The following is a 26,505-nucleotide window of genomic DNA, read 5'->3' on the forward strand; positions in this document are numbered from 1 at the left end:
AATCCTAATTGTTTTAACTGTAATTTTAAAAACTAAGTAAACCAATACCTTAGAAAAATAAGTTGAGAATGGGGTAATCTTAATAACCAAATACAAGCAACTCAATCAGCAAAGTTTTGCAAAAACGATTAGAATAGTCGGTTTCCTATACTTTTATTAGATTTTTGCTATCAGCATGACCATGTAGAGCTGATAGCTTTGTTTTTTGAATTGGGCGCATTATGCTAAGTAAAACAACACCAAGCAACACCACACCAAGCGACAATGCAGCTGTATCCTCACCAGCTGTGTCATTGCCAAGTACATCAGCAAAATCTTCGCAAACGACAGCGGCTATCGATACAGCGACATTGCTGATCAAATGCAAAGATCAGGCAGGTATCGTACAAGCAGTATCAGAGTTTATTCATCGCTATGGCGCGAACATCATCACCTTGGATCAGTACTCAACCGCTTACGAGGGCGGTCAATACTTTATGCGCTTGGAGTTTGCGTTAGCAGGCTTGAGCGAAATTCTGGATAACTTTGAAGCCAGCTTTGGGCATACGGTGGCCAAGCGCCATAATATGGCGTGGCGCTTGCATAACAATGCGATAAAAACCAAGGTTGGCATCTTAGTGTCAAAGTTTGACCATGCCTTGTTAGATTTACTGTGGCGGCATCAGCGAGGATTACTCGATTGCGAGATTACCTCTGTTGTCAGTAATCACGAAGACTTGCGCCAAGCGGTAGAAAACTTTGGCATCACTTTCCATTATGTGCCAGTCACCAAGGATAACAAGGCTGAAGCAGAAGAGCAGATTCATACGTTGATGGCAGGCAATGACTTGTTGGTATTGGCGCGTTATATGCAGATCTTATCATCTGATTTTGTCAAGCGTTGGCCGATGCAAGTCATCAATATTCACCATTCATTTTTACCTGCCTTTGTCGGTGCCGACCCTTATCGTCAGGCTTATGAGAAAGGCGTCAAGCTTATTGGTGCGACCGCGCATTATGTGACTGCCGAGCTTGACCAAGGGCCTATCATTGAGCAAGACGTCCATCGTGTCACTCACCGTCAAGGAGTGGCAGAATTACGTGCTATTGGCCGTGATATCGAGCGTAATGTCTTAGCGCGCGCAGTAAATTGGCATGTACAAAACCGCGTGATTGTGGCAGGTAATAAAACCGTGGTTTTTAATTAGATTTTTTTAAGACGGTGTTAAACCAAAATAAGAGCGTAAAAAAGGCCGCCAGTATTGGTATTTAATACTGGCGGCTTTTTTTAGTCAAATTACCACTATCACAGAACTGGGTTTATAACAGCATCTCTAACACAAACTTACTACCGACAAAGCCAATTGCTAATAAGATAAATGCATAAATGGTCATGTTGGCAGCGCGTTTACCACGCCATCCTGCGCGCCAATTACCCAATAATAATGCGCCAAATAACAGCCAAGATAGCACGCTAAAGACCGTTTTATGAGCAAGGTGCTGCGCCATCAGGTCTTCTACATAAACAAAGCCAATGCCAAGCGCGATACTGAGCAACACAAAGCCGACCAATAGCATGTCGAACAATAGACTTTCCATGCTCTGCAAGGACGGCAGTTTATTGACCCAAAAGCGATGAATCGACTGGTGTTTAAGCTCGCGTATTTGTAAGCGCAAAAATAGCGCTTGCAGCGCTGCCATCAGCAGCACACAATAGGCGGCAAGTGATAGTAGGATATGCGCCTCTAACCCGACACTGATGTCTGTAATCGGACGATAGGGCGCGCGGCCGATATAACCGATTATCATCCCAACTAGTGCCGTCGGTGCTGCTAAAATACCAAGACTGACAATAGGGCGGTATAAGCTAAAAATAACGTAGAAAAATAAGAAAAATAAACTGATCAGGCTAATGGTATTAAACAAGTTGAAATTTAGCCCATAAAGCGTGACCACATGTGGATAGAGTAGTGCGGCATGTGCGAGCATGCCGACAACCAATAAACCTAAGCTCACGCCCTTGTGGATAGGTTTATCGTGAATCAGCGCCCAGCCGATGTAGATGCTGACCAAAATATAAACCATGCCAGCCAGTAAAAATGCAAGTTGCAAGATAAAGAACCTCATCTCATGATGAGCGCACAAACGCCGCTCAATTGAATGCTAAAATGGTATTATCAGAATGATTAGAATAATTCTCCAATTTATCATAAAATGGCAAGCAATTGAGCGCCATCTTACGGATTGATTATAGCGCTTGTAGCACAGCAGCGCTTATTAGAAAAATGCCATTTGCAAAACGACTATAAGCTTTATGGCCTCTTAATGCTATAGTATTGATAATATGCTACTTTTTAATCGTCTGTAGCATAGCCAAATCATGTAAATCAGCAAGCAACGCTGAACCAAATTTGACGACGTATTGTTGTCATAGTGTTTTTACTAAGAATTGCTTTTATCAAAGATTGTTTTCACTAAGAATTATTTTAATTGAGAGTTATTTATGTTTGATACCTTAACCGAACGCTTATCATCGAGCCTGCGTAATATCGCCGGTACTGGGCAGTTGACCGAAGATAATATCAAAGACACGCTGCGCGAAGTGCGTATGGCGCTATTAGAAGCCGACGTTGCGCTGCCAGTGACGCGTGATTTTGTCAAACGTGTCAAAGAGCAAGCGCTTGGCGCAGAAGTGCTCAAAGAGTTGGCGCCAGGACAAGCCTTTGTCAAAATTGTCCATGACGAGCTGACCGAAATGATGGGCAGTGCCAATCAGCAACTTGAGATGACGGGTAAACCGCCGGTTGTTTATCTGCTCGCTGGTTTGCAGGGGGCGGGTAAAACCACCACCGCTGGTAAATTGGCGAAGTTTTTACAAGAGCGTCATAAGAAAAAGGTGATGCTGGTTTCTGCCGACGTTTACCGCCCAGCAGCTATTAAACAGCTTGAGCAAGTAGCAGGACAAGTCAATGCCAAGTTCGTCAATTCAACAGTTGATGAAAATCCGATTGATATCGCCCGCCGCGCTATCGAAGAAGCTAAAATCCAATATCAAGATATTTTGATTATTGATACGGCTGGTCGTCTGGCTATCGATGAGACCATGATGGCTGAAATCAAGGCGTTGACTGCGGCGGTCAATCCATCTGAAACCTTGTTTGTCGTCGATGCGATGACCGGGCAAGATGCCGCCAATACCGCCAAAGCCTTTAACGATGCGCTGCCATTGACGGGTGTTATCTTAACCAAGACCGACGGTGATGCTCGCGGCGGTGCAGCATTGTCTGTGCGCGCCATTACTGGTAAACCGATTAAGTTTTTAGGTCGCGGTGAAAAACTCGACGCCCTCGAACTATTTCATCCTGAGCGTATCGCTCAGCGTATCCTTGGTATGGGTGACGTTCTAAGTTTAGTTGAAGAAGTCGAGCAAAAAATCGACCGTGATAAAGCCGAAAAAATGGCGAAAAAGATGCAAAAGGGCGGCGACTTCGACCTTGAGGATCTATTGACCCAGTTTCAGCAAATGAAAAGCATGGGCGGCATGGCAGGTTTTTTAGATAAAATGCCGGGTATGGGCGGCTCTGATATGCAAAAAGCCGTGCAAGACGCTAAGCCTGAAGAAAAAGTACGTGAAATGGAAGCCTTGATTAATTCAATGACGCCGTTTGAGCGTAAGAATCCCGATAAGATTAACCCAAGCCGCAAGCGCCGTATTGCCGCAGGTTCAGGACGTGAGATTCAAGACGTCAACCGTTTGCTCAAGCAGCACAAGCAAATGGCAAAAATGATGAAAATGATTTCTAAGCCTGAAGGTATCAGTAAAATGATGAAGTCGATGCAAGGCTTGATGGGCGGCGGCGGTGCTGGTGGCGGCGGTCCGTTATTTGGCGGCGGTCAGCAAGGCGGTGCCAAAGATGTAAATCCCGCGCAGATGGCAAAGCAGATGGGACTGGACCCAAACAATATGCCGAGCACCGAAGAGATGCAAAAACAGATGCAAGAGCTACAAAACCAAGCGCCAAAGAAGTTTAAAACGCGCTTTTAATGAATAGACGCTCAGATTGATATAGTATTTACTTTTTAACAAATTCCCCAAGGCTGAAATAGTTTTGGGGTTTTTTATGTCTGACGTATTTGCATAAATATTGATGGATGCACTAGGAAAGTTTAGAAATTGATAAAATTCTTTTATCCTAAATGCTATGATAGGCGCTGATTGATGAGCGCATGTTTTGTGGTATTAAGAAAATAAGCCGAGGTAATGATGTTTTTAGCAATGGATACCGTATTTGAGCAGTGTTCGATCGCGATTTTAGATGCCAATGGTCAGGTGCTATCGAGTCATACCGAACAAGGCAAACGTGAGCAAACTCAGCACATTTTGCCAATGATAGATGCGGCTTTATCTGAAGCTAAGCTCAATCTGGCGCAGATAAAAGCATTGGTATTCAACCGTGGCCCCGGTGCTTTTAGCGGTATCAGAATCAATACAGCGGTGGTGCAAGCCTTATCTGTCGCCCACGATATTCCTTGCGTGGGGGTTTCTAGCTTACAAGCCATTGCCCAGTGTGCGTATCAAAGGTATGGTTTGACGCAAGTTTATAGCGCGCTTGATGCGCGTATGCAGCAAGTATATTTTGGGCAATATGCACTAATAGACCATATTATGCAGCCCGTCGTGCAAGAAAGTGGCGAAGATACCGAGCGCTTACTTGATTATGGCAGCCAAACCGCTGCCAATCTGCCTGTCGTCGGTAACGGTGCGCCGCTATTAAAAGCGCATGACGAACAAGTTTGCCATGAAGAGGTTTGGCCAGACGCGGTGGTGATTGGGCAATTGGGTATCGCTCAATTCATACAGACAGGCGGTAGCGATGCGGCTAATGCCTTACCAAAGTACTTGCGCAATCAAGCATGGAAAACGCTAAAAGAGCAAGGTAAGGCATAGTGCTTACATGATGATTAGTAAGCAATGTACTTTGTACTTCTACGTATAAACGATTATAAAAGCAACAACAATATAAAACAGCGGCTAGCGCTGTTTTTTTAGGGAAGCAACTGTGGATATACTGTTATTAATCCAAGCGCTCATTATGGGTATCGTTGAAGGTATCACTGAGTTTTTACCCATCTCTAGTACGGGGTATTTGATTTTATCAGCCGATTTGATGAGCTTTTGGACTAAGGAAAAAGTTGATTTGTTTGTGGTGGTAGTCCAGCTTGGTGCTATCTTAGCGGTCATTTATGATTACTGGGGCAGGCTCTGGCAAGCGCTCATGGGGCTACTGACTGGTAAAGCGGAAGGTATGAGTAATCCAAGGCAGCTTGGTTTAAGCTTAATTGTGGCGACCATTCCGGTAATGATTGTAGGTTTTACCTTTGCAGACGAGATTAAGGCATATTTGTTTAACCCTATCGTGGTAGCGATTATGCTGATTGTCGGTGGCTTGCTGATATTTTATGTCGAAAATCGACCTAAAACGATTATTGCCCAAGAAGCAGAAGACGTCAGTCTAAAAACTGCGTTAATGATTGGTTTGATGCAGTGTTTGGCTTTGATACCCGGAACCTCACGCTCAGGGGCCACTATTATCGGCGCCCTCTGGCTTGGCGTGTCGCGTAAGGCGTCTGCGGAATTTTCTTTCTTTTTAGGCATACCTGTCATTGTTGGCGCAGCATTGTTGGATTTATTAAAGCACCATGACGTGTTGACCAGTAGCGAAGACTGGCTGGTATTGGGTATCGGCACCGTGGTGTCATTTGTCGTCGCTTTACTTTGTATCCGCTTATTGGTCGCTTGGGTTAGCCGTCGTGACTTTAAAATCTTTGCTTGGCTACGTATTGTTACGGGCGTATTAGTACTGATTGCCGCTTGGGGTTTTGGCTATCAGATGGCAGGCTAATTTTTAAAGATGTGGCGTTATCATTTTCAACTGGGTTAACGGTAACGTTTTAAACCGTAAAACATTAAGAGGGAGGGCAATCATGAGCAGTTTGCAACAAACATCAAGCGACTTTATGCATTGCCAGCTTTTTTATGTCAATGAAGCCCAACAAGCGCAAATAGCCAGCCTGCAAGCGCTGGTAGTCAAACATCAATTGCCTATTATTCTAAACATTGAGTTATTTAGCGAAAAGCTCAATCAAAAACGTCGTCAGCAATTAAGTCAGTATTCTATCCAGCCTATCTTAGTATTAGATGAAAAAAATAAACTGTCATGGTTAAGCGATGGGCTGAGCGTGGCGCCCGAATGGGATAAGCTACAGCGCCGAGTGGTGAGTGCTGGGCGTAAGTCTGAGTTACTGCTACAAGCGGCTAAAATTACCGCGGATAGCACGGTCATTGATGCGACGGCAGGCTTTGGGCATGACAGCCTGATATTAGCCAGTACTGGCGCTCAAGTCATTATGCTTGAACATCAGCCCTTGATAGCGCTGCTTTTGCTAGCTGAACAGCAGCGGATGAGTACGCTACCAAATTGGCAAAAGCTGATGCGCCGACTACAGATTATCAATACCGATGCGCTGAGTTATTTTGAAAGTATTGATTTTACAGATTCTAGTAATGGTTTGACCGCTAATAGCCATCAGACTATTGATGTGGTATATCTTGATCCTATGTTTCCAGAGGATAGCTATCAAGATAGCAAAACGGGTAAAGGTGCGAAAGTGGGCAAGCATATGCAAGCTTTGCACCAATTGGCACGTCCGCCAACGCTAGAAGAAGAGTCGCAGTTGCTCCAAAGTGCACAAGCAATCGTCAGTCAAGGTGTAGGACAAGGCCGCGTCGTCGTCAAGCGCCCGCAGCTCGCACCATTACTTGCGCATCAACAACCAAGCGAAAGCTGGCATAATGAAGCGGTACGTTTTGATGGGTATTTCGTTTAAAAAACCTTTCGTTATCATGCATGGAATCAGTTTAAACTTTTAGAGTTAGTGAATTTAGGAGCAAGGAATGTCGACACTAATTATTTGGGTAATGGGAGCGGCGCTATTACTGATAAATATTATGCTGCGTACGAGAATTTTAAGATTGGAAGCGCGCTTAAAAGAATTGAGTCGACCTGAAGATTACTTGAGGTTCTTGCGACAGCAAGCCGTACAAAAAGAAAAAGTCCCTGCCATTAAAGCCTTACGCAAGCAATATCCTGAGTTGTCGCTCATTGAGGCTAATAATTTGTGGCAACAAATTCAGTAGTTCACTCATTCGTTCACCCATTTCCATAGCCTGCAAAAAAGTATATAAAATTTCTATAGATGATAATAAAACGCCATGACATTTAACGACAAATTACAAGCCTACCTACAACTAACGCGCTTTGATAAACCTGTAGGTATCGAGCTGTTACTCTGGCCAACGCTTTGGGGGGTAATGCTGGCGGCGATGGGTCAAGCGCAGCAGCAAGGCATGGTAGCAGGACTGCCAAGTTTTAAAGTCTTTGTTATTTTTGCGCTCGGTGCGATTTTTATGCGCGCGGCAGGCTGTGCGATTAATGATTTTGCTGATCGCAAGGTCGACGGTCATGTCAGCCGTACCAAAGGTCGTCCATTGGCAGATGGACGCTTGTCTGCTAAAGAAGCCATTGCTGCTTTTTTAGTATTGGTATTGCTTAGTGCCAGTTTGCTATTATTTTTGCCTATTGTCGTTTTATACTGGTCCCTTGGCGCCGTTATATTGGCGTTTATTTATCCATTTATGAAGCGTTTTACCCATTTGCCGCAAGTGTTTTTAGCCGCCGCTTTTGGTTGGGCAATACCGATGGCCTATGTCGCGATACAAGGCGCGCCTGATATCTGGTGCTGGTTATTGTTTATCGCTTATATGTGCTGGACCGTGGCTTATGATACCCAGTACGCGATGGCGGATCGTGAGGATGATTTAAAAATTGGCGTTAAATCAACGGCGATATTATTTGGCCGCTACGATGTGATTATTATCTCGCTGCTACAAACGTTGTTTTTGCTGATTATGGGTGCGGTCATGTGGCATTACTTTGCGCCAACCAGTGTGGGTGTGATACCGGTATTTGGTTTGGCGCTCGTGGCGATGATGTTTGCCAAGCAGAACAGCGCTTGTGCCAGTCGTCAAGCACTGGCCTGTTTTCAGGCGTTTTTGGCCAATATATGGGTAGGGCGTTACGTCTTTGCTCTTATCGCAATCGCGTGTTTATGGACGACTTTTAATGGATAACTTTAAGAAGCTCTCAAAGTCGAAAGCTAGAAAGGTATCTGATGTTAATGCACCAGTTATCGATTATCAGGCAAAGCTGGACGCGCATGGATTAACACGTGCACAAGTCATCGAAACTGAGCGTAAACTGGCGAAATTTGCCAATACCATGGATTCGCTCGTACGTATTCCCTTTACCAAACAAGGCATGGGGGCTGATGCGGCGCTGTCGACCATTCCGCTGGCGGGAGATTTGGCAGGACTGGCGTTGACCAGCTATGCTTTTATATTAGGTCGGCAGTTGGGCGTACCTGCGCATAAAATGACCCCAGCGGTTAGATTGGCGCTGATTGATATGGTGGTTGGTATTGTACCGGGTATAGGTACGGTGCTCGATATTTTTATTCGGCCCAGTCGTAAGACATTGAGCATCGTGCACGAGCATCTACACGATGAATATGGCATTACCGAAACCATGCATATGGATCGGCCGTTTTTGCATCAATCATTAGAAGATAGGCAGCAGAAAAGCCGCTTTGCGTTCTTTTGGCGTAATCCTATCGTTGCTTGGTTATATCTGCATATCCCTGACCTATTAGGATTAATCGTTATTGTGGTTATCGGCTGGGGCTTATGGGCTCTGATGAGCTGGCTGGTCAGTCTGTTTAGCAAGACCACTGGCTTTGGCTAAAGGTAAAGTAGATTAAAAAAGGCGGCAAATATGATAAGTATTTGCCGCCTTTTTTAGGGTTGAATTTATTATTTTTGACAGGTTCTAAGCCAAATTTTTATTTAAAAACTATTCGGTAATGACTTCTGCTTCTACACTGATGGCCTCAAAGCTGGTCGTTTTATTGTTTTGAATAAGATCAATGCTGCTACCACCGCCATGACTGACCAGCTGAATACTGCCATCGTTTGAGCGATAAGTAGGGTTATTGCCTTGGCCTTCTGGCGCACTCAAGGTCATTTTTGGTTTATTTGGCAAGGTGACGATAGCGTTAAGTACGCCTTTTTCTGAGGTTTCAAAGATGACAAATAACGTCTCACCGCTGGCACTGCGATAATTGACATCAGTGATTTGCGCGCCTTTGATGGCTTGTTCTGGATTGGGCATTATCGCAGCACTATTTGTTGAGGTATCCGCTGCGCTAAGCTCGTTTTCTGTTTCATTTAAGCTTGTATCTTGCTCTAAAGTGGCTGCCGAATCAGTAGCGCTTGGCTTTGTTTCAGCAACTTTCGGTGCATTAATATTAGAGCTTACTGGCGTCGTTTGGGTGGTTGCTTCAGCAGTTTCATTAACGGTTTCAGGTTCTGGCGTCTTTTGGCAAGCATTTAGCAGTGATAGGCTTAAGAACGCAATAGAAATTGCTTTAAAGGAGGGTTTTGATTTCACTAAGGTAAAAATATCGGTTTTCATAATAGATAGCTATCCATTTATCATCGTTATTTAAGTGTTTTAAACTTTAAGGCTAGTCTAGCATTATTCTTTAAGCCTGCTTCTATACTGTTATCAATACATGCCTTGGCTTTAAGAGCGTTTTCATAAATATTGATAAAAGTTAGCGTAACGTTAAATTGTTACTTTTTACGCTTTATGCAATCGCGCCCGATTGGATGACAGCCGCCCTAACATAACAACCGATAAAGGGGGAAAGCAACCGAGCATCATATCTGCTAATGCTTCAGCGCATATCGGGGCTAGCGCATAACCTTTTGCACCCATCGCAGAGAGCGTCCAAATGCGGCGACTTTGGGCAAGTCGTCCGACCAAGGGATGATAATCAATCGTTTGCGTACGCACACCGGCGCGCGCTTGCCATGCGCTGGTATCGTCTGGCAAGACATTGCTTAATTCAGGAATATCCTCAAGCAATTTGTCATAATTTTGCTGATTTTCTTCTTCGCGGATATCAATACTGGCGTCAGCATCTACAAAGCTGGCACCTAATAAAAACTGTGGCTCATTGTCGCGAATGTTATTTATCTCAGCATCGCCGCTTTGCCCGATAAAGGGCGCGCAATAACCACTATATTTGAGCGGTAGTTTAGGCAAACCCGCAACTTGCTCAGCAGTAGGTGTAAACCAAGATAATTGCCCGCGAATAGTACGGCACTCAACAATACGTTTGTCTAATTGATGGCTTTCATAGGCGGCGCAAATCACTATATTGTCAGCGCAGATAGTGACAGAACTTTGACCATCAATACCGCTTTCTTTCTCACCAATCACCGTCACTTTATTGGCAGCTTCTTTGATATCAGTAACGCTAAGCTGCTGATAATTGATATTTGAGTGCTTAAGGATGAGCGTTTTTAGCGCTTGTGGATTGACCAATCCAGATTTTGGTAAATATAAATTGTCCGTTAAGTCTTTAGTTTTTAAGCCGCTTAATTGCTGCGCCTCTTCAATCGTAACCGTGGTTGCCATTTCATTGGGATAATCGGCAATTTGCACAGTTCCGATATTGGTTTTGATTAGCAAGTCTAACGCGCCTGTTTGCTCAAGTATGAGCGGCGTTTGCTGCAGCGCTGCTTGCCGATTGAAATAACGGTACAACCTGCCGCTATAGAGATAGCCGATAGAGTGCAAGTGCTCATACACATGATGAATGGGTGTCATATTTGGTGCGAGGAGGGCGCGCGGATTGCCAGAGGCGCCAGCAAGCGGCGCGACTTTATCTACTATCGACACAGCCACACCGCGGTTGGCCAGCGTCCAAGCCGTAAGTAGTCCCGCAACGCCTGCACCAATAACCACTGTATGATTAGGAGTATGGTCATGAGGGTGTGGCAAAACGCAAATATTGTTATCGTCATTTAGTGCTAAAGAATCAGGTAAGAACTCAGTATTGTCCGCCATCGCTGCCGTTAACATCTCGCGCTTGCGCCCAAAACCTTTTACCTTTTTAATGCTAAAACCATGCGCTTGCAAGCCACGTTTGACAATACCAGCACAGCTATAAGTAGCGGCAGTGGTACCAGTACGAGATAAGCGCTGCATCTGGGTAAATATCGACTCCGCCCACAAGCTCTCATTACAAGAAGGCGCGAAACCATCTAAAAACCAAGCATCAACGTAAGGACGATTGATAGCAGTCTCAGTATTTAAAGTAGCTAAGCTCTCAAAACTAGCCAGACTTGCCAAACTATCGCCCGCATCGCCTAACCAAATATCAAGCGTGATATTATCGTCAATAAAGTTTAGTCGATGACAGCCCGCAATCAGCGGTGGGTAGTTGGCTAAAAGCTCTTTAATCAATTCGGCAAGTTCAGGGGCGCGCTGTGCCCATAAAGCGAGTATCTGCGTTAAGTCGTTAAGCGGAATGGGGTATTTTTCAGTGGTGATAAAGTGTAAGCGCGCGCTTGTTAACTGCGGCTGCTGAGCACGAAGCTCACGCCAAAGCTGCCATGTCGCTAAAAAATTCAAGCCCGTTCCAAAGCCCAATTCAGCAATCGTAAAGCATTGCTTATCAGCAAGGTTTGCTAGGCGCTCGGGTAATTGATTATGGGCTAAAAATACATGGCGAGATTCTGCTAAGCCATCAGCGTGCGAGAAATACACATCGCCAAACTCCCCTGATACTGGCACTTGATTGCCAGCATCATCGGTTTGCCATCCAATCTTAGCAGGGGTAATCACATCTGGCGGCGCGGGTTTCTTAGGGGGCTTGGTGGCTTTTTTATAAGTGGCAAGAGAGGTAGAGGTAGGCTTGGATATAGCCGGTTTAGACTCAGGTTTAGACACAAATTTGGACATAAAGCATCACATTTATAGAGGATTTACTACCAGCGGTCACGGCGGACAAACACCAACCACGAAATAAATATCCCAACCAATAAGCTCACTAACACCGTAAATGCGCCGTATAAAAACAATTGACCTTTGCTTTCATAAACCAAAACGTTTACTTGTGTTTGTAAGTCATTGACTTGACGCTGAAGCTGGGCATTGCGGCTTAGCAATTCTTGATTGGCTTCAGAGAGCGCTTTAGTTGATGGTTGTAGCTGCGCGGCTAAAGTGTCGCTAATATTGGTCGCAGGCTGAGCACTAGTAGCTTGGTTCGCTGCTGTAGCAGAGACCGTATTTGAGGCAGTATTTGGTAACGCTAGTTGATTAACACTATTGGGCGCTAATACAGCATTTGGCGCAAGCGGAGCCGTTCTTGCCGCAGGATCAGCATTGGTCACAGTTGGTGCTGCTTGTGCTGATAAGCTAGCAAGTAATAACAAGCTCGCAACACTAAGATTAGCGACGCGGCCAAGAACGTGCTCACTGGTATGATTAGAAACAGAACCATTTAATAATAACTGCTGAATCACGATACTGTTACCTTATTTGCTGGCTTGTCTGCTGGTTTATCTGCAGCGCTGTCAGTAGGTTCAGGTAAGGTCTGAAGGAACGGCTTGATATCTACATGGCTATAGACGCCATCACGCAGATAAGGCTCAGCGCTCGCCCATGCTTGCGCAGCATCGAGGGAGTCAAAGTCAGCAATAATCAAGCTGCCTGACATCTCGCTTTTACCGTGTTCGATGGGCGTTGGACCTGCGATAATGAGTCGCTGCTCGCTTTGTAATACTTTCAGGCGGGCAACGTGTTCGGCGCGTGTTACCTGACGTTGGGCGCTGCTGCCAGCAACATCGTGGCCGATAATAGCAAATAAGGACATGGGACTTCCTCAAGTAAATAATATGTATAAAGCGCTAATAACCAGAATAAAAAATAATGATAATATGTCTCATTATACTTTTAAGTCTTTTATTATGATTGAAATAGCTTCTATTTAGTGGTTTTATCGGTTAATGCTGGATTGAGATGGTTTTTTAATACGGCAAATTGGGCAATCACAAATACCAACATAATTGGAATCCAGCCATAAGTTTTAAAGTTAATCCAAGCCTCATCAGACATCGTAAATGCCGTGATATAATGTAAAAAACCCATAAAGGCAAAAAACAGTGCCCAAGCGACGGTGAGTTTTTTCCAGCCACTTAAGGTCAGTGAAAACACTTCTTTCATCGCCAGTTGCATCAGTGGCTTATTGATGATGGCACTGACCAATAGCGTAACGGCGAAGATACCGTTGATGATAGGCGACTTCCAGCGTAAGTAGATGTCGTCACGCAATAGCAGCGTGCCACCGCAAAAGACGATGGTTAATAATAAAACGACCCACTGCTGCTTATCAAATTTGCCTTTTTGACGCACAAAATGGATGGCATAAATAATAATAGTGGCCACGAGCAAGGCGCCTGCCGCCGCTAAAATGCCATTGTAACGCGCGGCAATAAAAAACGCGATCAACGGAATGAAGTCTAATAAGGCTTTCATAGCAAATAGGATGTCCAACAAAAAACGTATGGGGTAGTTTACACGTCTACTGCTGCAAAAAAAAGCAAGTAACAGGATAATCATCCGTTATGATCTGCCTTCATGCGTTATCTTCGCCGCATTTCCCCTTTTTTACTGATAATATAGTCAGTAGTGACAGCGTATTTGAATGCACAACACTTTCAACACTTTCAACACTTTCAACACTTTCAACACTTTCAACACCTTAAGGCCAGCTTTATGAAAATCGACTTACATTGCCACAGTACATGCTCTGATGGTACCTATGCGCCGACCGAGGTAGTACAGCGCGCGCATAATGCTGGCATTCATGTACTGGCGCTGACCGATCATGATACCTTGATGGGTATCGACGAGGCACGCGCGGCGGCGGCGGCCTATGATATACAATTAATCAATGGGGTTGAGATTAGCTGCGAGCATACGCTTAGCGGCGGCTATGGCAAAAATAAATCCACCAATAAAATTATCCATGTGTTGGGACTTGATTTCACCGACTTTGATAAAATGCATGCGACGTTGCAGCAGTTGCAAGATAGCCGTGCCACGCGCGGTCAACGTATCACTGCAAAACTCAGTGAGCTATTAGATATTGATTATAATGAGCTATGGCAAGCGGTGCTCGATAAAGCAGGCGGCAATCCACAAGCGGTAGGGCGTGCGCATATTGGTCAAGTGTTGTTTGAGCGGGGTGAGGTAAAAACCGTGCAAAAAGCCTTTGATAAATATCTGGCGGATAATAAGCCCGCTTACGTGGCAATTGAAGCATTAACCATGCAGCGCGGCATCGAGCTGATTCACGCTTGCGGCGGCAAGGCGGTACTCGCGCACCCAACCCGCTATCAGCTATCTGCCACTCGCGTACGTAAACTTATCGAAGAATTTGCCGGGCTTGGCGGTGATGCTTGTGAGTTACCCTCAACTAGCGAACCGATTAGTACCCGTCGAATGGTCGATCGCAGTATCGCTGAACATCAGCTTGCTGCCTCTATCGGCAGTGATTTTCATGGTAGTAATATGCCGTGGCGACGTTTGGGTGACGTACCAAACCTTCACCCTGAACAGCAGGGCATTTGGCAGTCATTTGCGACATTGGCTTAGTTAAAAGTATAAACCAAAACTATTATTTAAAATGATAAGTCGATCCTGTGACTCGGCATTGTAAATTGACCATATAATTGAAAATCATTATTAAAAATCATTACTAAAAAAACATAGGCCAAAATGAGGTGTCAGATATTGACGCATAAATCACTTAAACAGATTGATAATTAAAAGAAAAATTGCCACACTAAATGCGTCAGTTTAGATCTAACATAAATCATCCTTTTTACTTTCTTATTTGGTTTTAGCTCAATAACTTTCATTATCTGCGGTAGCCCATTATGGCTGTATCGATATCTCATCTAGGCTACAGAAAACTCTCGCGAGTGATTTTTGAGTGGCAAGCTGCTGATAGGGCATCGCTGCTGGCATTGTTTATTTTGCTGGAAGTGTCATCGCATTGGCTATGGTGTTTATTTGTCTGGTGGCGCCAAGATATCTATGGCTCCTACGTAAATATGGATGTGCTGTATCCCTTGTGGATAGGGCTCACCTTGATGGTCCTGTTTTTTTCTTGGATGGTTAGCCGCTTATCGCCGATTAGAAAAGACACGGATTCGTTATATAAGTGGCAAGCGATAATCGTCACGCTTTATAGCCTTTATATTGCCGTGGTCATTTTAGTCATGGGTCACAGTAGTTTGGTCGCGGGAGTATCACTCGTTGGCGGCGCGATGTTAGGTATGATGCTTATACGTCGCCGCTATGTCTGGAAAGCCTTTTTGGGTCATATTGTCCTGATTTTTCTCGTCACTTTGGTTCCCTATTTTGGCTTGACGATACCCAATCTACGTCAAATGACGATGAGCTCTTTTCCTTTAGATGGCTATAGCTATCTTACTTATAGCGAGATGACATCAATTGAAAATGCCATTTCTGCGTCGATTTTTAAAAATGGGATACTGAGTTGGGAGACCTTTAATCAACTGCGTTTGTCTTCAGCATTTTTTTGGCGCACCACCCATATTTATATGGCGCTGCCAAAGGCAATTTTTATCATCTATATGTTTCGCACGCTGCTATTGATATTGGATAACAGTAAAGCTGAGATTATGCAGTATGCCAATCAAGATGAATTGACCCAGTTAAAAAGCCGCCGTTATGGTTTGACGCAGATGCAGCAAGCGCTGCTCGCAATGGGAGATAAGCAAGATTTCAGTGTGATTTTATTGGATTTAGATTGGTTTAAAAATATCAATGACAATTATGGTCACGACGTTGGCGACCAAGTGCTGTCTGAGGTTGCTCAAACCCTATTAAACTCTTTATCAGAAGAGAGCATTGTCAGTCGCTATGGCGGCGAAGAGTTTTTAATCGTGCTGCCAGATACCACGCACGAGGGCGCGATGACCATTGCGAAACAGCTACGCAAAGATATCGCCCAACAAGTCATCAAGAGCGATGATAATGTCGATTTTTATATCACCGCCAGTTTAGGGGTTTATACTCTGACGCATGAAGAGCGTGCGCGTATTCAAAATGAGTATAAAGCTTTAGCGCTAGAAGAAAATACGCAATCGCTGACAGAAGCGCGCAAAAACCGTAGGCAAGGAGAGCGTAGACAAGAGCGTAGCTCGCACAGTTCAAACCAAGCAGGCGCACAACAGACCCATGCACAAAAAAGGATTTCGCAGAGAAGAAAGCGCGCTGCTAAAGAAATAGTGCAAGCCCAACTGCCCAGCGATATTTGTCAGCGCTTAATTTGTATCGCCGATAAAGCCTTGTATGAGGCAAAAGACCGCGGGCGTAATCAGGTGGTCAGTGCCAACCATATGCTCGCGGTAGAAAAAGACAAAATTGCCGTTCTTTATGCGACTAGCTAATCGTTAACTAACGCCAGATGAAGTGTTTAAATTTTGCACTAAGCTTGAAAGTACACTGGTCGCAAAGCTGCCGGTCGTTAAAGTAAAACTGAGCACCAAGCTCAGCCCATCATCTGCGTCCTGCCATTCCCAGCTTAATTCTTCAATCGGTAATCTTAGCGCGCGTCGCTGTGCTTTGATATCGCGCTTCTCTAAGCCTGCTGCCAACTGACTTAACAATGGACTTTTCTGTACGATATTATTTTCGATAGCGGCTGCTGCGCCACTGACTTTATCATTACCCACGCCCCATAATACCGCCGTTGGATGAATATCACCGCTGGCAAGTCGCGCTTGCAAAGTGTCGTCCATTACTTCGCTGGCAAATATTGAACCTGAACCATCCAAATTAAACACTTCACCGGTAAGTCCCGCATTCCAGCTACCATCACGCACCCGCGCTGCTAATATCTCATTAAATATCAAACTACGCGCCGCGGACAATTCCATACTGTTTTGCTCGCGCGGCGCCTGTTTGCGTTTGCTCTTTTTTGGGTTCGGACGACTTTCTGGTACAGGACGCGCAAATAACGCCAATGCTTCTCTGACATTATTACCGTTACGGCCAAAGCGCTGCGGACCAAAATAATTGGGCACGCCCGTTGTGCTGATATGGGCCAAATGCTGCTCAACCGCATCTTTGTCGTTTTGCCTAGAAGATAAACTCTGATCAGACATTGTCGCTGCTAGGTCTAAGTCCGCAAACTGAATGTCACGCAAGGTAATGATAAATTGATTGGCTCGGTGGGTCCCGCGATTGAGTTTTTTATTGTGCCACTGCTGTGCAAGGATAGTAAGCGATTCATTGGCGCCGATATCGACGGGCGCAAATTCAGACTCTGGTAATTGCTTTTTTGGTAGGCGCAGGCTAAACCACTGTGTCGTCAGCGCATGACGGTCTTTTAGCCCCGAGTAACCGACATCACGCAGTGGAATCTCTGCCCACTCGGACAGCAGCTTAGCCAGATAGGCGGTATTTATACCGAGCTTTTCGATATGCAGCCATAAATGCTCACCTTCGCCCGTAAAGGCGAGCGGCAATATCTCATTGACCACAAAATCTGTGGCATGGGCTTTATAGGTCGCTTGCCTTAAAGGCGGCTGCGTCGGCTGTGGCAATTTGGCTGTATCAGTGGCGGCGGTAATATCAATATTTGAGATATCAAAGGTTTTATCAGTCAAAAGTTTGTTATTAGGAGAATCGTTATTAAATGAGTCGTTAGCAAAATCGTCTTGAGAAGTCATAAAAGGTATCTTTTGTATTGATAAAAAGTGGTAAGAGCAAAACGTTAAAGAGGTAGTAAAGGTAAGTTTACGTTTTGCAACGCAGTCAGTATATAAAAAAATGGCGTATGGCAATGGGTCTTGCTAGTATCAAAGTATCTGGCAAGACATCTGGTTTTTTTAATCACGTATTTTTGGCATTAATATTTTATTTAAAACGCCGATAAAAAGTACATTTGCAGCAGGAAATAATAAATTTTAATAATAACCGTTAAGGATAACTCATGAGTAAAGCAACGATTCATACCGTCACCATTAGCAAAGCCGACATTCCAAATGGTGGCATGAAATCCTATAAACAGGATGACGATAGTATCATTTTAATCACCCGTGATGAGGACGAATTTAGTGCCTTCGATGGTAAATGTCCGCATGCTGGCGCAGATTTGGGTGAGGGGCTGCGCTGTGGTAATCGCGTCGTGTGTCCGTGGCATCACGGTACTTTTGACAGTCGCGACGGTACGTTATTGGAGCCTGTTGCGATGCGCGGCTTGACCCAATACGAGCTAAGCGATGAGGGCGATAGCATCGTCGTCAATACCGCCGCGAAGATAGATAAGCGCGTGGAAAATGATAAGCTGATGGATACTCATACCATTATCATTGGCGGCGGCGGCGCGGGATTCATGACCGCCAATCAGCTGCGTCATAGCGGCTATGGCGGCAAGATTACGATGATTAGTAAAGATGATAAAGCGCCTTATAATCGTCCTTTATTATCCAAGATGTTTTTGGCGGGTAAAATGAATGAGAAATATTTGATGCTTGGCGGCGCGGATTGGGCGAGTAACAATAATATTGATTTGCGCTTAAACCAAACTGTCAGCGAAGTATTACCAAACGCGCGTACTATCGTCATAAAAGGCGAAGATGGTAAACGTGAAGAGCAAACGGCGGACTTCTTAGTGGTGGCGACAGGCGCTGAGCCAAAAGTGCCACCGTTTAAAGGCGCAGATGCCAAGGGAGTCTATACACTGCGTAGTATGGATGATGCCAAAGACATTAAAGAGGCCAGTGAAAACAAGCAGGTAGTTATCGTCGGTACCGGCTTTATCGGTATGGAAGTGGCGTCAGCATTAATGGAGGCGGGGAAGGTCGCTTCTATTACCATCGTTGGTCGTAGCCCTCGGGTAATGAGTAATATTGTCTCCGAAAGTATCAGTGATGCTCTGATTGATTTGCATAAAGAAAAAGGCGTGAACTTCGCCTTTGGTGCCAACGTTGCTGAGATAGCGCAAGATAATGGCACAGTGAGCGGGGTTGTCTTGGATGACGGCAACAAAATTGACGCCGACATGATCATATTGGGTACAGGTGTAGCACCGCGTACCGAAATAATAGACGAGGTCAACGATCCTGATGGCGTGCAAGTTAACGATTATTTAGAGCTGCGCGACGGCGTCTATGCGCTGGGTGATATTGCCAAAGCCACCAATCAGATGGGGCGTATGCGTATCGAGCATTGGCGCGTGGCCCTGCAACACGGTATCGTTGCGGCCGCTGCTATCTTAAATGAAGACAATGTCAACTCTTTAGCCGAGCGTATTCCATTTTTTTGGACGGCACAGTACGGCAATAGCCTACGCTATAGCGGTCATGCCGCAACGCCTGACCATAGTATTATATTCGGCACGCCGAGTAAATTCGACTGTATTGAGTACTATTTTGATGACGAAGCAGAAAACACCCGTGCAAGTGCTGCTATCTCACTTGGCCGTGATAAAGAGTTGATTGCCTTCTCTGAGCTACTGCGCCGTGGTCACGCGCCAACGCGCGCGCAAATCAATGCTGGGTTTGATATTATCGAGCAAGCCCATGCGTTATCGCGCTAGTAGTAAAAACGGATACGTATTATTATAAAGGCTGGCTTGGTTATCCGAGTTAGCCTTTTATACAATAGATTTTTATAAGACATGAATGGAAAAGGAAAGCCGATGCTATGAATAAAGACCACATCACTCAAGAAGCCTTAAACAAAACAACCGTATTTTTACGTCAAGCTGAAGCAAGTGATGTCGACGCACTCGAGCAATTGCTCAATCGCTGTTATCGACAAGCGGAAGGCTGGACCAATGAGGCAGATTTGGTGGGCGGTATTCGTACTACCAAAGATGAGCTATTGGCTGTCATTAATGACCCAAAGCATTACGTTTTTATTTATCCAAAAACCACAACAGGTGAGCGTGATGGCAAAGAAACGGGCGAGCTATTGGGCTGTATCGCGGTCGACATAAAAGATGATGTCGCTACAAATCAGCGCGCGGGTAACCAAAAAGCTTATATCGGTATGTTTGCCGTCTTGCCTGAGCTGCAAGGGCTTGGCGTCGGTCATCAGATACTGCAGGCGGCAGAGACATTTGCGCAGCGGCATTTACAATCAAATACCCAAACGCCTGCACAAAACCCTGCGCGTTTAACGATGTCTATTCTCAGTCATCGACCAGAGCTCTTGGCGTATTATCAGCGCCGCGGTTATCAGTTAAATGGCAATAGCATGCCGTTTCCCGTCGACGGTAATAATGGCGAACCTAAGCGCCAAGATTTAGAATTATTAGAATTAGAAAAACTCGTAAGCTAATGATAAGTCAATCAGTTTTACTAAATCTAAAGCCATTCACCTCAGAGCAATGAACCACAGAGCAATTAACGCCAAAGCCATTAACCCCAAAAGCTGCCAAAGGTCATAAATAAACCGACACTCAATAGGAGAAATGCCACGATAATTAAACGCTTAAACCAGTTAAAACCGAGCAGGCGCGTGGCATTATCATTGGACATCAAATAAGCAAACAAGCCGATTAGGCTGGCGACCAAGGTCATGATGCCAAGACCAATCGGTAATATAGAAAAATACATCTGCCACACAAGCATCTCGCAACGGTGATTATTAAACGCATCATAGCAGTATCGTGATTGTGCTGTCTGAATTATCTGCCTCTTACGTTTGAAAAACGCTATCAGCATAACAGGAGGTCAAAGTGGGAAAGTTTAAAAAATTGACGTTACTCCTCCTATATATACTATTTTTTGTTACCTATTCTAAAGCGCCTCCTGACAGTACGGTTGAGCAATTGATCGCAGCGCAATATAAAGAAGGTATCAAGATAATGCAGGCTGCTAAAACGAATGCGAGCAATAATAAGAATGACAAAATGGCGCAAGATATAAGCAGTTTGATGGAGCGCATGATGCCAACGCTTGAGCGTGTCGAGAATATCGACTGTAACCGCGTCAAGGGTAACCGTACTTATAGCTGTACTGCTGATATCACCCAAACGATGGCAGGAAATAGCCGAACTAATAAAACCATATTTAACGTTTATCATGCCAAGGGAGAATGGACGCTGGATAATTAACCGCTTTGATAAATGAAGATTTATATTAGAAACGCCTTAATGACGTCTAATAAAAAAGCTACCTCGTTAAAGGTAGCTTTTTACTCATATTATCTGGTCTATAAAAACTAGCGCATGGTCACAAATTCTTCTGAACCTGTCGGGTGAATGGCAACCGTGTTATCAAAGTCAGCTTTCGTCGCGCCCATTTTTATCGCCACCGCAAAGCCCTGAATCATCTCATCGACACCGTAGCCAATACCATGTAAGCCAATAATCTTTTCTTCTTCACCCAAGCACACCAGTTTCATCACGCACTTTTGACGATGCTGTGTGACTGCGCTATACATAGAGGTAAATGTTGATTTATAGCATTTGATATTTTCTTTGCCATGCTGCTCAACGGCGTCGATTTCAGACAAGCCAATCGTACCGATAGCAGGGTGGGTAAAGATGACCGTCGGTATCAAGTCATAACTGAGATGCTCATTGGTTTTATTGTTAAATAAGCGCTCTGAAAGCCTGCGACCGGCAGCGATAGCCACTGGCGTCAAATCAATGCTGTTTTCGATAATATCGCCGACCGCGTAAATGCCTTTGACATTGGTGTTTTGAAATTTATCGACTTTAATTTTGCCAAATTCAGTGGTCTCAACGCCGGTTACTTGCAAGTTGATATTGTCGGTTGAGGGCGCACGTCCAATCGCCCAAATCAAGCAATCTACCGTATCAAGGCTACCATCTGCGGTACATAACGTCAGGCTACCATCTTCATTTTTATGAATCTCAGTGAGTGTGGTATTGGTATGCAACTGGATACCGTCTTGCTCCATCTCTATCAGTAAGGTTTCCACGATAGTATGGTCAAATGAGCGCAGCGGCGAATGTTGACGCACATACTGATGCACCTCAGCACCAAGGCTATTGAGCACGCCAGCGATTTCGACAGCGATATAGCCAGCGCCAACGATAGCAACTCGTTTTGGCATTTCATTTAACGCAAAAAAGCCATCAGAATCGATGCCGTATTCTGCACCTTTGATGTCGGGGAGAATCGGATGACCGCCTGTCGCGATTAAGATATGGTCGGCGGTAATCAGCTCGCCATTGACCTCGACAGTGTTAGTATCGACAAAGGTAGCAAAGCCTTTTATCACTTCAACGCCATTTTTCGCCAGATTGTTATCATAAGAGCGATGAATATTTTCGATATATTGTTGGCGGCTATGGACCAGTTTTTGAAAGTCAAAACCTTTGACCTCGACGTCAAAGCCATAATCGGGTGCATATTTTACGATGGCTTCGGCCACTTGCGCGCCGTACCACATCACCTTTTTGGGTACGCAGCCCCAGTTTACGCAAGTGCCGCCCAATTGGTTGGCTTCGATAATGGCACATTTTTTGCCATAGCTCGCTGCTCGATTGATCGAGGCAATGCCACCGCTACCGCCGCCAATGGAAATATAGTCATAATGTTTTGTCATGGTTAAGTCTCTTTATTCAGTACGTATTAACGCGTATTGGTGCAATTTTGCAGTCTATTATTTTTTAATTCTGTTATTTTGAACTCTATTGTAATGGGTATCATTATTAATCTTACAAGTTTTTTATTATAAAGGTATGCCAGCTAGTATCAGAATATAAAAGTATTTAGGCATAAATAGCTTGATATCTAAGCCCATCTAAACTATAGCACGCCGCCTATAAAATAACAGTCCGGGAATGGATAAGCCTAGCACCAATCCCGAGGTTACAAACAAGGCCTCAAATAAATACACCATCATTTGGCTAAATAATTCGTCGGAAAAACCAAAATAACCAATTTGCACCATACTGACCATCGCCTTATAAGCAGCGATACCTGGCATCATACAGATGACGCTCGGTGAAATTAACGCTTTGGGCGGTAGCGTATATTTTTTAGAAAAGTAGACACCCAAAAAGCTGGCAAGCATCGCCCCAAAGAAGCTAGCCACCACCAGATGGATGTGCTGATAAACAAGCGCGGTTTTTAACCCAAATCCAAACGCGGTCATCAGCAAACACGGCAGAATATAGCGTTTGGGCACGCTAAACATCAGCGTCCAACCAAGGGTAATAATGCACGACAACACTACGGTTTTAATGAACCACATCTTAAAACCCCCAGTGCTGTATTCTAAGTAAAACCAGCGCCATGACGATACCAACGCAAGCGGACAAGGTCAACATATAGGTAAAAACGGCACGGCCAACGCCAATATTGACATAGCCTTTTAGGATATCTGAGAAAGAATTGATCAAAGGAAAGCTTGGTACCAGTAACAGCACGCTAGAGGCAACCGCAATATCGGCATTATTACCAATATCAAAATAATAGGTCGTTGCCCCAATTAAAGAGGCGATAAAAGCCGTCACGATAACGGTGATAAAGGGATTGAAATGGTGCTTGGCCAGATATATACGGGTAAACATCGCCACCATACCCGCGATAAAGGTCACAGCGGTAATCGACCAACTGCCACCGTTTAGATAAGCAAACGCAGCACAAGACGCCCCAACAAATATGCCCACCAACCATGTTGGATACACCGACTTATTATCTAACTCATCAAAGGCAAGGGTAGTGCGTTGAGTCAACTCATTATCATCGACAGTGGCTTCAGTTTTATTGATAATTTGCTGGATTTGTACCAATAAATTGACATTAATACTCTGATTGATCGTGTCTCTGGTGGTGGTGATACAGCGCTCATCACAGATAGTGGTCAAGGTAATGGCATTAAAATTCAGCGAACATTCTACGCTGTTCATCCCCAAGGCAAGCCCTAAGCGTTTGGATAAGTCCACCACCACGGCAGACTCAGCGCCATATTGCATAAGCAGTAATCCGCAGCGCACGCATAATCGAGTAATGTGCTGTTGCTGTACGTAGCTGATAGAGGTCATTGATTAGATACGCATATTGGCTATTGTGATATTTGTGAATGGTATAACTATAAACAGTGTGAGCGGTTATAGTCTATCGAGACAACAAGGTAACGATAGCATAACTTGCCGTGCTTATTTGCTACTATTATAAAGCGTAAACCACTGTCGCAAGGAGAATAAAATGCATATCGCTATCTTAACGCTGACTTTTGCGCTACCCGGCTGTAGCTCGTTAAAAGAAAAACGCCAACGGATGGGCGGCTTGCATGCACGTTTTGGCAATACGCCAAGCGTCGCGGTATGTGAAAGCGGTGAGCGGGATCAACATGACGCCAGCGAATGGACGTTCGTAATTGTCGGGCTGTCTAAACGTGAGGTTGAGTCGCAATGCAGTCAAATCGAGGAAAAAATAGAGCGGACGGTAGATGCGCGGGTGATGAATGTTGAGAGAGAGTTTGTTTAGGAGGATTTATTAAAGGATGCTTTCTGAACAGCGACTCTGATTAAAAGAATACAGTTAGATGCTTCAATTGAGAGTTAAGTAAATATTTTGACTCTAGAAAACGAACTATAGTTTATTTGTTGATAGACTTTTGTTTTTTGCTATGATAATCTCTTTCAGCAATTCAGAAACATTACTTACATTTCAGTTACATATTCAATTATATATTGCTATCAATCGGGGTCATGCAAGATATAAATTTACGGTAGTAAAGCTCTAAATTTATAACTTCATGATTTTAATTGAGCTATTTAATTTGACTGTATTTCTCAACTAGGACGTTTAATGAAAACTGTTAATAAAATAAAAAGTGCTTTAGTTTTGACTACTATTACAACTTTAGTAGGTTGTACCACTGTAGCTGATATGGCAGGGTACGATACTGCTACGTTAAATACTAATGCGGCTAAAAGTTACTCTCAAGTGGTTTCTAAAGCCAATGGTCAAGGCGCAGTAGATAATACTTCTGCCACTGCTATTCGAGTTAAAAATGTCTTCAATCGTATGAAGCCTTATGCCGTTCGTGCTAATACAACAGGTGTTCCTTTTGACTGGCAAGTTACAGTTATACGTTCACCTGAATTAAACGCTTGGGCAATGCCTGGCGGTAAAATGGCTTTTTACACCGGTATTGTAGAAAAGTTGAAGTTAACAGATGCAGAGATTGCTGCGATCATGGGACACGAAATGACCCATGCATTATCTGAGCACAGTAAAAAAGATGCTGGGCAAAAAATTCTGACCGGCTTAGCGCTTCAATTAGGTGGTGCTGCGATACAGGAAAAAACAGGCGTAATGATGGCCAGAAGTGTTGCCAAGCGCCACCGCTTTTAGGTTGATTGTCTAGGATAATAAAGTCGAGGGTTTGTTTTCGGCTGGCACGTCTTAGATAGTAGCCAACCGCTAAGCCGGCTTGACCGCCGCCGATGACGATGACATCGAATATTTTAGTGGTTGGTTTTGAGGGCATGGGTCTCCCTTTTTCTTATTACTTATATCTTCTTTTATAGAAATAGGAATTGCTTATGTTCTTTTCTGTGTTTATTGAAAGTTCGCCATTATTTATATTTTTGTAGGTGACAGTTCTCACTAAAGCCCCCATTGTTTAGCTGCTTTCGATGCTGATATGTTTATGTTCTTACCATGTGTTCAAGTGTGTTTTTTATTTGTTTTCTGTATAATATTTGATTATCTTAACATAGACAAGTTCTTAATTTTAAATACTAAGGCATTTAAAATAATAATATTGAGTAGAGATATACTATGAAGTATTTAAGAGACAAATTGCCCGTTTTCGCATGTGCGACTTTACTATCTGTATCCGCTATGGGTGCAAGTTTTAACGACTTACAACGTCTTGCCAATCAAGGTGATTCAGAGGCACAATTAAATTTAGGTCTCATGTATGTTCAAGGTAATGGTATTCCTAAGGATTATCAAAAAGCTTTCAACTGGTTTCAGAAGTCAGCTAATCAAGGTAATGCAATAGCACAATATGATTTAGGTCTCATGTATTACAAGGGTGACGGTGTCCCGAAGAATTATGAGAAAGCTTTCGACTGGTTTCAAAAGTCAGCTCATCAAGGAGACGTAAGAGCGCAATATAGTTTAGGCTTAAAATACAGTAAGGGTGATGGTCTTGAACAGGACTCCCAGAAAGCTTTATATTGGTTGCAAAAATCAGCTAATCAGGGTTATGCAATGGCCCAATCATATTTGGGATACGTTTATTTATCAGGCAGTATAGTCCCTCAAGACCATCAAAAGTCTGTGGAGTGGTTTCAAAAAGCAGCTAGGCAAGGTGATTCAAAAGCGCAAAACAATCTAGGTCAAATGTATTTTAAGGGCGAAGGTGTTCCGCAGGATCTTCAAAAGGCTAAGAGCTTATTTGCTGAATCATGTGCTAATGGGGGACAAAAGGGGTGTAATAACTACAATAAGCTTCTTTTTAATGAATAAATGTTTTTGTAATAAGACTAGAGCTGCTAGGCAAAAACTATAAA

Annotated in this window: 27 protein-coding genes and 1 pseudogene; 16 read left to right on the top strand and 12 right to left on the bottom strand. The window is 44.1% G+C overall.

The window, feature by feature from the left end; genetic code table 11:
* The first annotated feature begins 221 nt into the window (after window positions 1–221).
* Window positions 222–1,187, top strand: coding sequence for a formyltetrahydrofolate deformylase (gene purU, locus H9653_RS03025; protein WP_225211575.1), 966 nt, complete (start codon window positions 222–224; stop codon window positions 1,185–1,187).
* 112 nt (window positions 1,188–1,299) lie between these two features.
* Here purU and H9653_RS03030 read toward each other — a convergent pair whose 3' ends face one another.
* Window positions 1,300–2,106: a cytochrome C assembly family protein gene (locus tag H9653_RS03030; protein ID WP_191690484.1), complete on the bottom strand. Its 807-nt coding sequence runs from the start codon at window positions 2,104–2,106 to the stop codon at window positions 1,300–1,302.
* Between the two features lie 376 nt (window positions 2,107–2,482).
* On the opposite strand from H9653_RS03030, the gene ffh reads away from it, so the two are divergent.
* The 7 genes from ffh (at window position 2,483) to H9653_RS03065 (ending at window position 8,840) form a co-directional block, all read left to right on the top strand.
* Complete coding sequence (gene ffh / locus H9653_RS03035; RefSeq protein ID WP_191690368.1) at window positions 2,483–4,024, top strand: signal recognition particle protein; 1,542 nt, start codon at window positions 2,483–2,485, stop codon at window positions 4,022–4,024.
* A gap of 219 nt (window positions 4,025–4,243) precedes the next feature.
* Window positions 4,244–4,927, top strand: a complete 684-nt coding sequence (gene tsaB / locus H9653_RS03040; protein ID WP_191690486.1) for a tRNA (adenosine(37)-N6)-threonylcarbamoyltransferase complex dimerization subunit type 1 TsaB — start codon at window positions 4,244–4,246, stop codon at window positions 4,925–4,927.
* Between the two features lie 112 nt (window positions 4,928–5,039).
* On the top strand, window positions 5,040–5,882 hold the full coding sequence (locus H9653_RS03045; protein ID WP_191690370.1) for an undecaprenyl-diphosphate phosphatase: 843 nt from the start codon (window positions 5,040–5,042) through the stop codon (window positions 5,880–5,882).
* Window positions 5,883–5,964: 82 nt separating this feature from the next.
* Complete coding sequence (locus H9653_RS03050; protein WP_191690372.1) at window positions 5,965–6,867, top strand: class I SAM-dependent methyltransferase; 903 nt, start codon at window positions 5,965–5,967, stop codon at window positions 6,865–6,867.
* A gap of 67 nt (window positions 6,868–6,934) precedes the next feature.
* The gene (locus H9653_RS03055; protein WP_144296632.1) at window positions 6,935–7,177 is read left to right on the top strand and encodes a hypothetical protein; all 243 of its coding nucleotides are present in this window, start codon (window positions 6,935–6,937) and stop codon (window positions 7,175–7,177) included.
* 75 nt (window positions 7,178–7,252) lie between these two features.
* The gene (gene ubiA, locus H9653_RS03060; RefSeq protein ID WP_191690373.1) at window positions 7,253–8,170 is read left to right on the top strand and encodes a 4-hydroxybenzoate octaprenyltransferase; all 918 of its coding nucleotides are present in this window, start codon (window positions 7,253–7,255) and stop codon (window positions 8,168–8,170) included.
* The gene (locus tag H9653_RS03065; protein WP_191690375.1) at window positions 8,163–8,840 is read left to right on the top strand and encodes a DUF4112 domain-containing protein; all 678 of its coding nucleotides are present in this window, start codon (window positions 8,163–8,165) and stop codon (window positions 8,838–8,840) included. The genes ubiA and H9653_RS03065 overlap by 8 nt, the downstream gene beginning before the upstream one ends.
* Before the next feature lie 108 nt (window positions 8,841–8,948).
* On the opposite strand, the gene H9653_RS03070 is transcribed toward H9653_RS03065, so the two are convergent.
* From H9653_RS03070 to ispZ, 5 genes are all read right to left on the bottom strand, one after another.
* Window positions 8,949–9,569, bottom strand: a complete 621-nt coding sequence (locus H9653_RS03070) for a hypothetical protein (RefSeq protein WP_191690377.1) — start codon at window positions 9,567–9,569, stop codon at window positions 8,949–8,951.
* 168 nt (window positions 9,570–9,737) lie between these two features.
* Window positions 9,738–11,909 (bottom strand): tRNA (5-methylaminomethyl-2-thiouridine)(34)-methyltransferase MnmD, encoded by a 2,172-nt coding sequence (mnmD, locus tag H9653_RS03075; protein WP_191690379.1) that lies wholly within the window; start codon window positions 11,907–11,909, stop codon window positions 9,738–9,740.
* 26 nt (window positions 11,910–11,935) lie between these two features.
* A complete protein-coding gene (locus H9653_RS03080; RefSeq protein WP_318242142.1) occupies window positions 11,936–12,472 on the bottom strand; it encodes a hypothetical protein in 537 nt (178 codons plus the stop codon).
* On the bottom strand, window positions 12,469–12,822 hold the full coding sequence (locus tag H9653_RS03085) for a YciI family protein (protein ID WP_191690381.1): 354 nt from the start codon (window positions 12,820–12,822) through the stop codon (window positions 12,469–12,471). The genes H9653_RS03080 and H9653_RS03085 overlap by 4 nt, the downstream gene beginning before the upstream one ends.
* A 110-nt stretch (window positions 12,823–12,932) precedes the next feature.
* A complete protein-coding gene (gene ispZ / locus H9653_RS03090; protein WP_191690383.1) occupies window positions 12,933–13,484 on the bottom strand; it encodes a septation protein IspZ in 552 nt (183 codons plus the stop codon).
* 240 nt (window positions 13,485–13,724) lie between these two features.
* Here ispZ and H9653_RS03095 point away from each other — a divergent pair, with 240 nt between their 5' ends.
* Complete coding sequence (locus tag H9653_RS03095) at window positions 13,725–14,606, top strand: PHP domain-containing protein (RefSeq protein WP_191690385.1); 882 nt, start codon at window positions 13,725–13,727, stop codon at window positions 14,604–14,606.
* Window positions 14,607–14,890: 284 nt separating this feature from the next.
* On the top strand, window positions 14,891–16,432 hold the full coding sequence (locus H9653_RS03100) for a GGDEF domain-containing protein (RefSeq protein WP_191690387.1): 1,542 nt from the start codon (window positions 14,891–14,893) through the stop codon (window positions 16,430–16,432).
* Between the two features lie 3 nt (window positions 16,433–16,435).
* On the opposite strand, the gene truD is transcribed toward H9653_RS03100, so the two are convergent.
* On the bottom strand, window positions 16,436–17,716 hold the full coding sequence (gene truD, locus H9653_RS03105) for a tRNA pseudouridine(13) synthase TruD (RefSeq protein ID WP_191690389.1): 1,281 nt from the start codon (window positions 17,714–17,716) through the stop codon (window positions 16,436–16,438).
* Window positions 17,717–17,979: 263 nt separating this feature from the next.
* On the opposite strand from truD, the gene H9653_RS03110 reads away from it, so the two are divergent.
* The gene (locus H9653_RS03110) at window positions 17,980–19,587 is read left to right on the top strand and encodes an FAD-dependent oxidoreductase (protein WP_191690391.1); all 1,608 of its coding nucleotides are present in this window, start codon (window positions 17,980–17,982) and stop codon (window positions 19,585–19,587) included.
* Window positions 19,588–19,694: 107 nt separating this feature from the next.
* Window positions 19,695–20,333, top strand: coding sequence for a GNAT family N-acetyltransferase (locus H9653_RS03115; RefSeq protein ID WP_191690393.1), 639 nt, complete (start codon window positions 19,695–19,697; stop codon window positions 20,331–20,333).
* Between the two features lie 80 nt (window positions 20,334–20,413).
* On the opposite strand, the gene H9653_RS03120 is transcribed toward H9653_RS03115, so the two are convergent.
* Window positions 20,414–20,626 carry a hypothetical protein gene (locus H9653_RS03120; protein WP_068403915.1) on the bottom strand — a complete coding sequence of 71 codons (213 nt, stop codon included), beginning with the start codon at window positions 20,624–20,626 and terminating at the stop codon, window positions 20,414–20,416.
* A 107-nt stretch (window positions 20,627–20,733) separates the two neighbouring features.
* Between H9653_RS03120 and H9653_RS03125 the strand changes: the two genes are divergently transcribed.
* Window positions 20,734–21,111, top strand: a complete 378-nt coding sequence (locus H9653_RS03125) for a hypothetical protein (RefSeq protein ID WP_318242143.1) — start codon at window positions 20,734–20,736, stop codon at window positions 21,109–21,111.
* Between the two features lie 107 nt (window positions 21,112–21,218).
* On the opposite strand, the gene gorA is transcribed toward H9653_RS03125, so the two are convergent.
* The 3 genes from gorA to H9653_RS03140 form a co-directional block, all read right to left on the bottom strand.
* Window positions 21,219–22,574: a glutathione-disulfide reductase gene (gene gorA, locus H9653_RS03130; RefSeq protein ID WP_191690394.1), complete on the bottom strand. Its 1,356-nt coding sequence runs from the start codon at window positions 22,572–22,574 to the stop codon at window positions 21,219–21,221.
* A 198-nt stretch (window positions 22,575–22,772) separates the two neighbouring features.
* Window positions 22,773–23,225 carry a threonine/serine exporter family protein gene (locus H9653_RS03135; protein ID WP_011280954.1) on the bottom strand — a complete coding sequence of 151 codons (453 nt, stop codon included), beginning with the start codon at window positions 23,223–23,225 and terminating at the stop codon, window positions 22,773–22,775.
* A 1-nt stretch (window position 23,226) separates the two neighbouring features.
* Entirely contained in the window at window positions 23,227–24,018 is a 792-nt protein-coding gene (locus H9653_RS03140) for a threonine/serine exporter family protein (RefSeq protein WP_068403911.1), read from the bottom strand.
* Window positions 24,019–24,181: 163 nt separating this feature from the next.
* Here H9653_RS03140 and H9653_RS03145 point away from each other — a divergent pair, with 163 nt between their 5' ends.
* On the top strand, window positions 24,182–24,463 hold the full coding sequence (locus H9653_RS03145; protein WP_191690396.1) for a DUF503 domain-containing protein: 282 nt from the start codon (window positions 24,182–24,184) through the stop codon (window positions 24,461–24,463).
* A gap of 543 nt (window positions 24,464–25,006) precedes the next feature.
* Window positions 25,007–25,336 carry a M48 family metalloprotease gene (locus H9653_RS12435; RefSeq protein ID WP_225211584.1) on the top strand — a complete coding sequence of 110 codons (330 nt, stop codon included), beginning with the start codon at window positions 25,007–25,009 and terminating at the stop codon, window positions 25,334–25,336.
* On the opposite strand, the pseudogene H9653_RS03155 reads toward H9653_RS12435, so the two are convergent.
* A pseudogene (locus H9653_RS03155) lies at window positions 25,275–25,472 on the bottom strand (NAD(P)-binding protein); the annotation flags it as partial. The gene H9653_RS12435 and the pseudogene H9653_RS03155 sit on opposite strands and share 62 nt — an antisense overlap.
* A gap of 293 nt (window positions 25,473–25,765) precedes the next feature.
* On the opposite strand from H9653_RS03155, the gene H9653_RS03160 reads away from it, so the two are divergent.
* Window positions 25,766–26,461 (top strand): tetratricopeptide repeat protein, encoded by a 696-nt coding sequence (locus tag H9653_RS03160; RefSeq protein WP_191690400.1) that lies wholly within the window; start codon window positions 25,766–25,768, stop codon window positions 26,459–26,461.
* Window positions 26,462–26,505 lie beyond the last annotated feature (44 nt).

This window comes from Psychrobacter communis, assembly GCF_014836505.1.
In the GTDB taxonomy this organism is placed as follows: Bacteria; Pseudomonadota; Gammaproteobacteria; order Pseudomonadales; family Moraxellaceae; genus Psychrobacter; species Psychrobacter faecalis.

Excerpts from the sequence above, each read along its gene's own strand:
- H9653_RS03120 (WP_068403915.1), bottom strand. The coding sequence starts at position 20,626 with ATGCTTGTGTGGCAGATGTATTTTTCTATATTACCGATTGGTCTTGGC.
- ubiA (WP_191690373.1), top strand. The coding sequence starts at position 7,253 with ATGACATTTAACGACAAATTACAAGCCTACCTACAACTAACGCGCTTT.
- H9653_RS03055 (WP_144296632.1), top strand. The coding sequence starts at position 6,935 with ATGTCGACACTAATTATTTGGGTAATGGGAGCGGCGCTATTACTGATA.
- gorA (WP_191690394.1), bottom strand. The coding sequence starts at position 22,574 with ATGACAAAACATTATGACTATATTTCCATTGGCGGCGGTAGCGGTGGC.
- H9653_RS03070 (WP_191690377.1), bottom strand. The coding sequence starts at position 9,569 with ATGAAAACCGATATTTTTACCTTAGTGAAATCAAAACCCTCCTTTAAA.
- H9653_RS03115 (WP_191690393.1), top strand. The coding sequence starts at position 19,695 with ATGAATAAAGACCACATCACTCAAGAAGCCTTAAACAAAACAACCGTA.
- H9653_RS03145 (WP_191690396.1), top strand. The coding sequence starts at position 24,182 with ATGCATATCGCTATCTTAACGCTGACTTTTGCGCTACCCGGCTGTAGC.
- truD (WP_191690389.1), bottom strand. The coding sequence starts at position 17,716 with ATGACTTCTCAAGACGATTTTGCTAACGACTCATTTAATAACGATTCT.
- ffh (WP_191690368.1), top strand. The coding sequence starts at position 2,483 with ATGTTTGATACCTTAACCGAACGCTTATCATCGAGCCTGCGTAATATC.
- H9653_RS03095 (WP_191690385.1), top strand. The coding sequence starts at position 13,725 with ATGAAAATCGACTTACATTGCCACAGTACATGCTCTGATGGTACCTAT.
- H9653_RS03030 (WP_191690484.1), bottom strand. The coding sequence starts at position 2,106 with ATGAGGTTCTTTATCTTGCAACTTGCATTTTTACTGGCTGGCATGGTT.
- H9653_RS03085 (WP_191690381.1), bottom strand. The coding sequence starts at position 12,822 with ATGTCCTTATTTGCTATTATCGGCCACGATGTTGCTGGCAGCAGCGCC.
- H9653_RS03160 (WP_191690400.1), top strand. The coding sequence starts at position 25,766 with ATGAAGTATTTAAGAGACAAATTGCCCGTTTTCGCATGTGCGACTTTA.
- H9653_RS03100 (WP_191690387.1), top strand. The coding sequence starts at position 14,891 with ATGGCTGTATCGATATCTCATCTAGGCTACAGAAAACTCTCGCGAGTG.
- mnmD (WP_191690379.1), bottom strand. The coding sequence starts at position 11,909 with ATGTCCAAATTTGTGTCTAAACCTGAGTCTAAACCGGCTATATCCAAG.
- ispZ (WP_191690383.1), bottom strand. The coding sequence starts at position 13,484 with ATGAAAGCCTTATTAGACTTCATTCCGTTGATCGCGTTTTTTATTGCC.
- H9653_RS03110 (WP_191690391.1), top strand. The coding sequence starts at position 17,980 with ATGAGTAAAGCAACGATTCATACCGTCACCATTAGCAAAGCCGACATT.
- H9653_RS03065 (WP_191690375.1), top strand. The coding sequence starts at position 8,163 with ATGGATAACTTTAAGAAGCTCTCAAAGTCGAAAGCTAGAAAGGTATCT.
- H9653_RS03135 (WP_011280954.1), bottom strand. The coding sequence starts at position 23,225 with ATGTGGTTCATTAAAACCGTAGTGTTGTCGTGCATTATTACCCTTGGT.
- purU (WP_225211575.1), top strand. The coding sequence starts at position 222 with ATGCTAAGTAAAACAACACCAAGCAACACCACACCAAGCGACAATGCA.
- H9653_RS03140 (WP_068403911.1), bottom strand. The coding sequence starts at position 24,018 with ATGACCTCTATCAGCTACGTACAGCAACAGCACATTACTCGATTATGC.
- H9653_RS12435 (WP_225211584.1), top strand. The coding sequence starts at position 25,007 with ATGAAGCCTTATGCCGTTCGTGCTAATACAACAGGTGTTCCTTTTGAC.
- tsaB (WP_191690486.1), top strand. The coding sequence starts at position 4,244 with ATGTTTTTAGCAATGGATACCGTATTTGAGCAGTGTTCGATCGCGATT.
- H9653_RS03050 (WP_191690372.1), top strand. The coding sequence starts at position 5,965 with ATGAGCAGTTTGCAACAAACATCAAGCGACTTTATGCATTGCCAGCTT.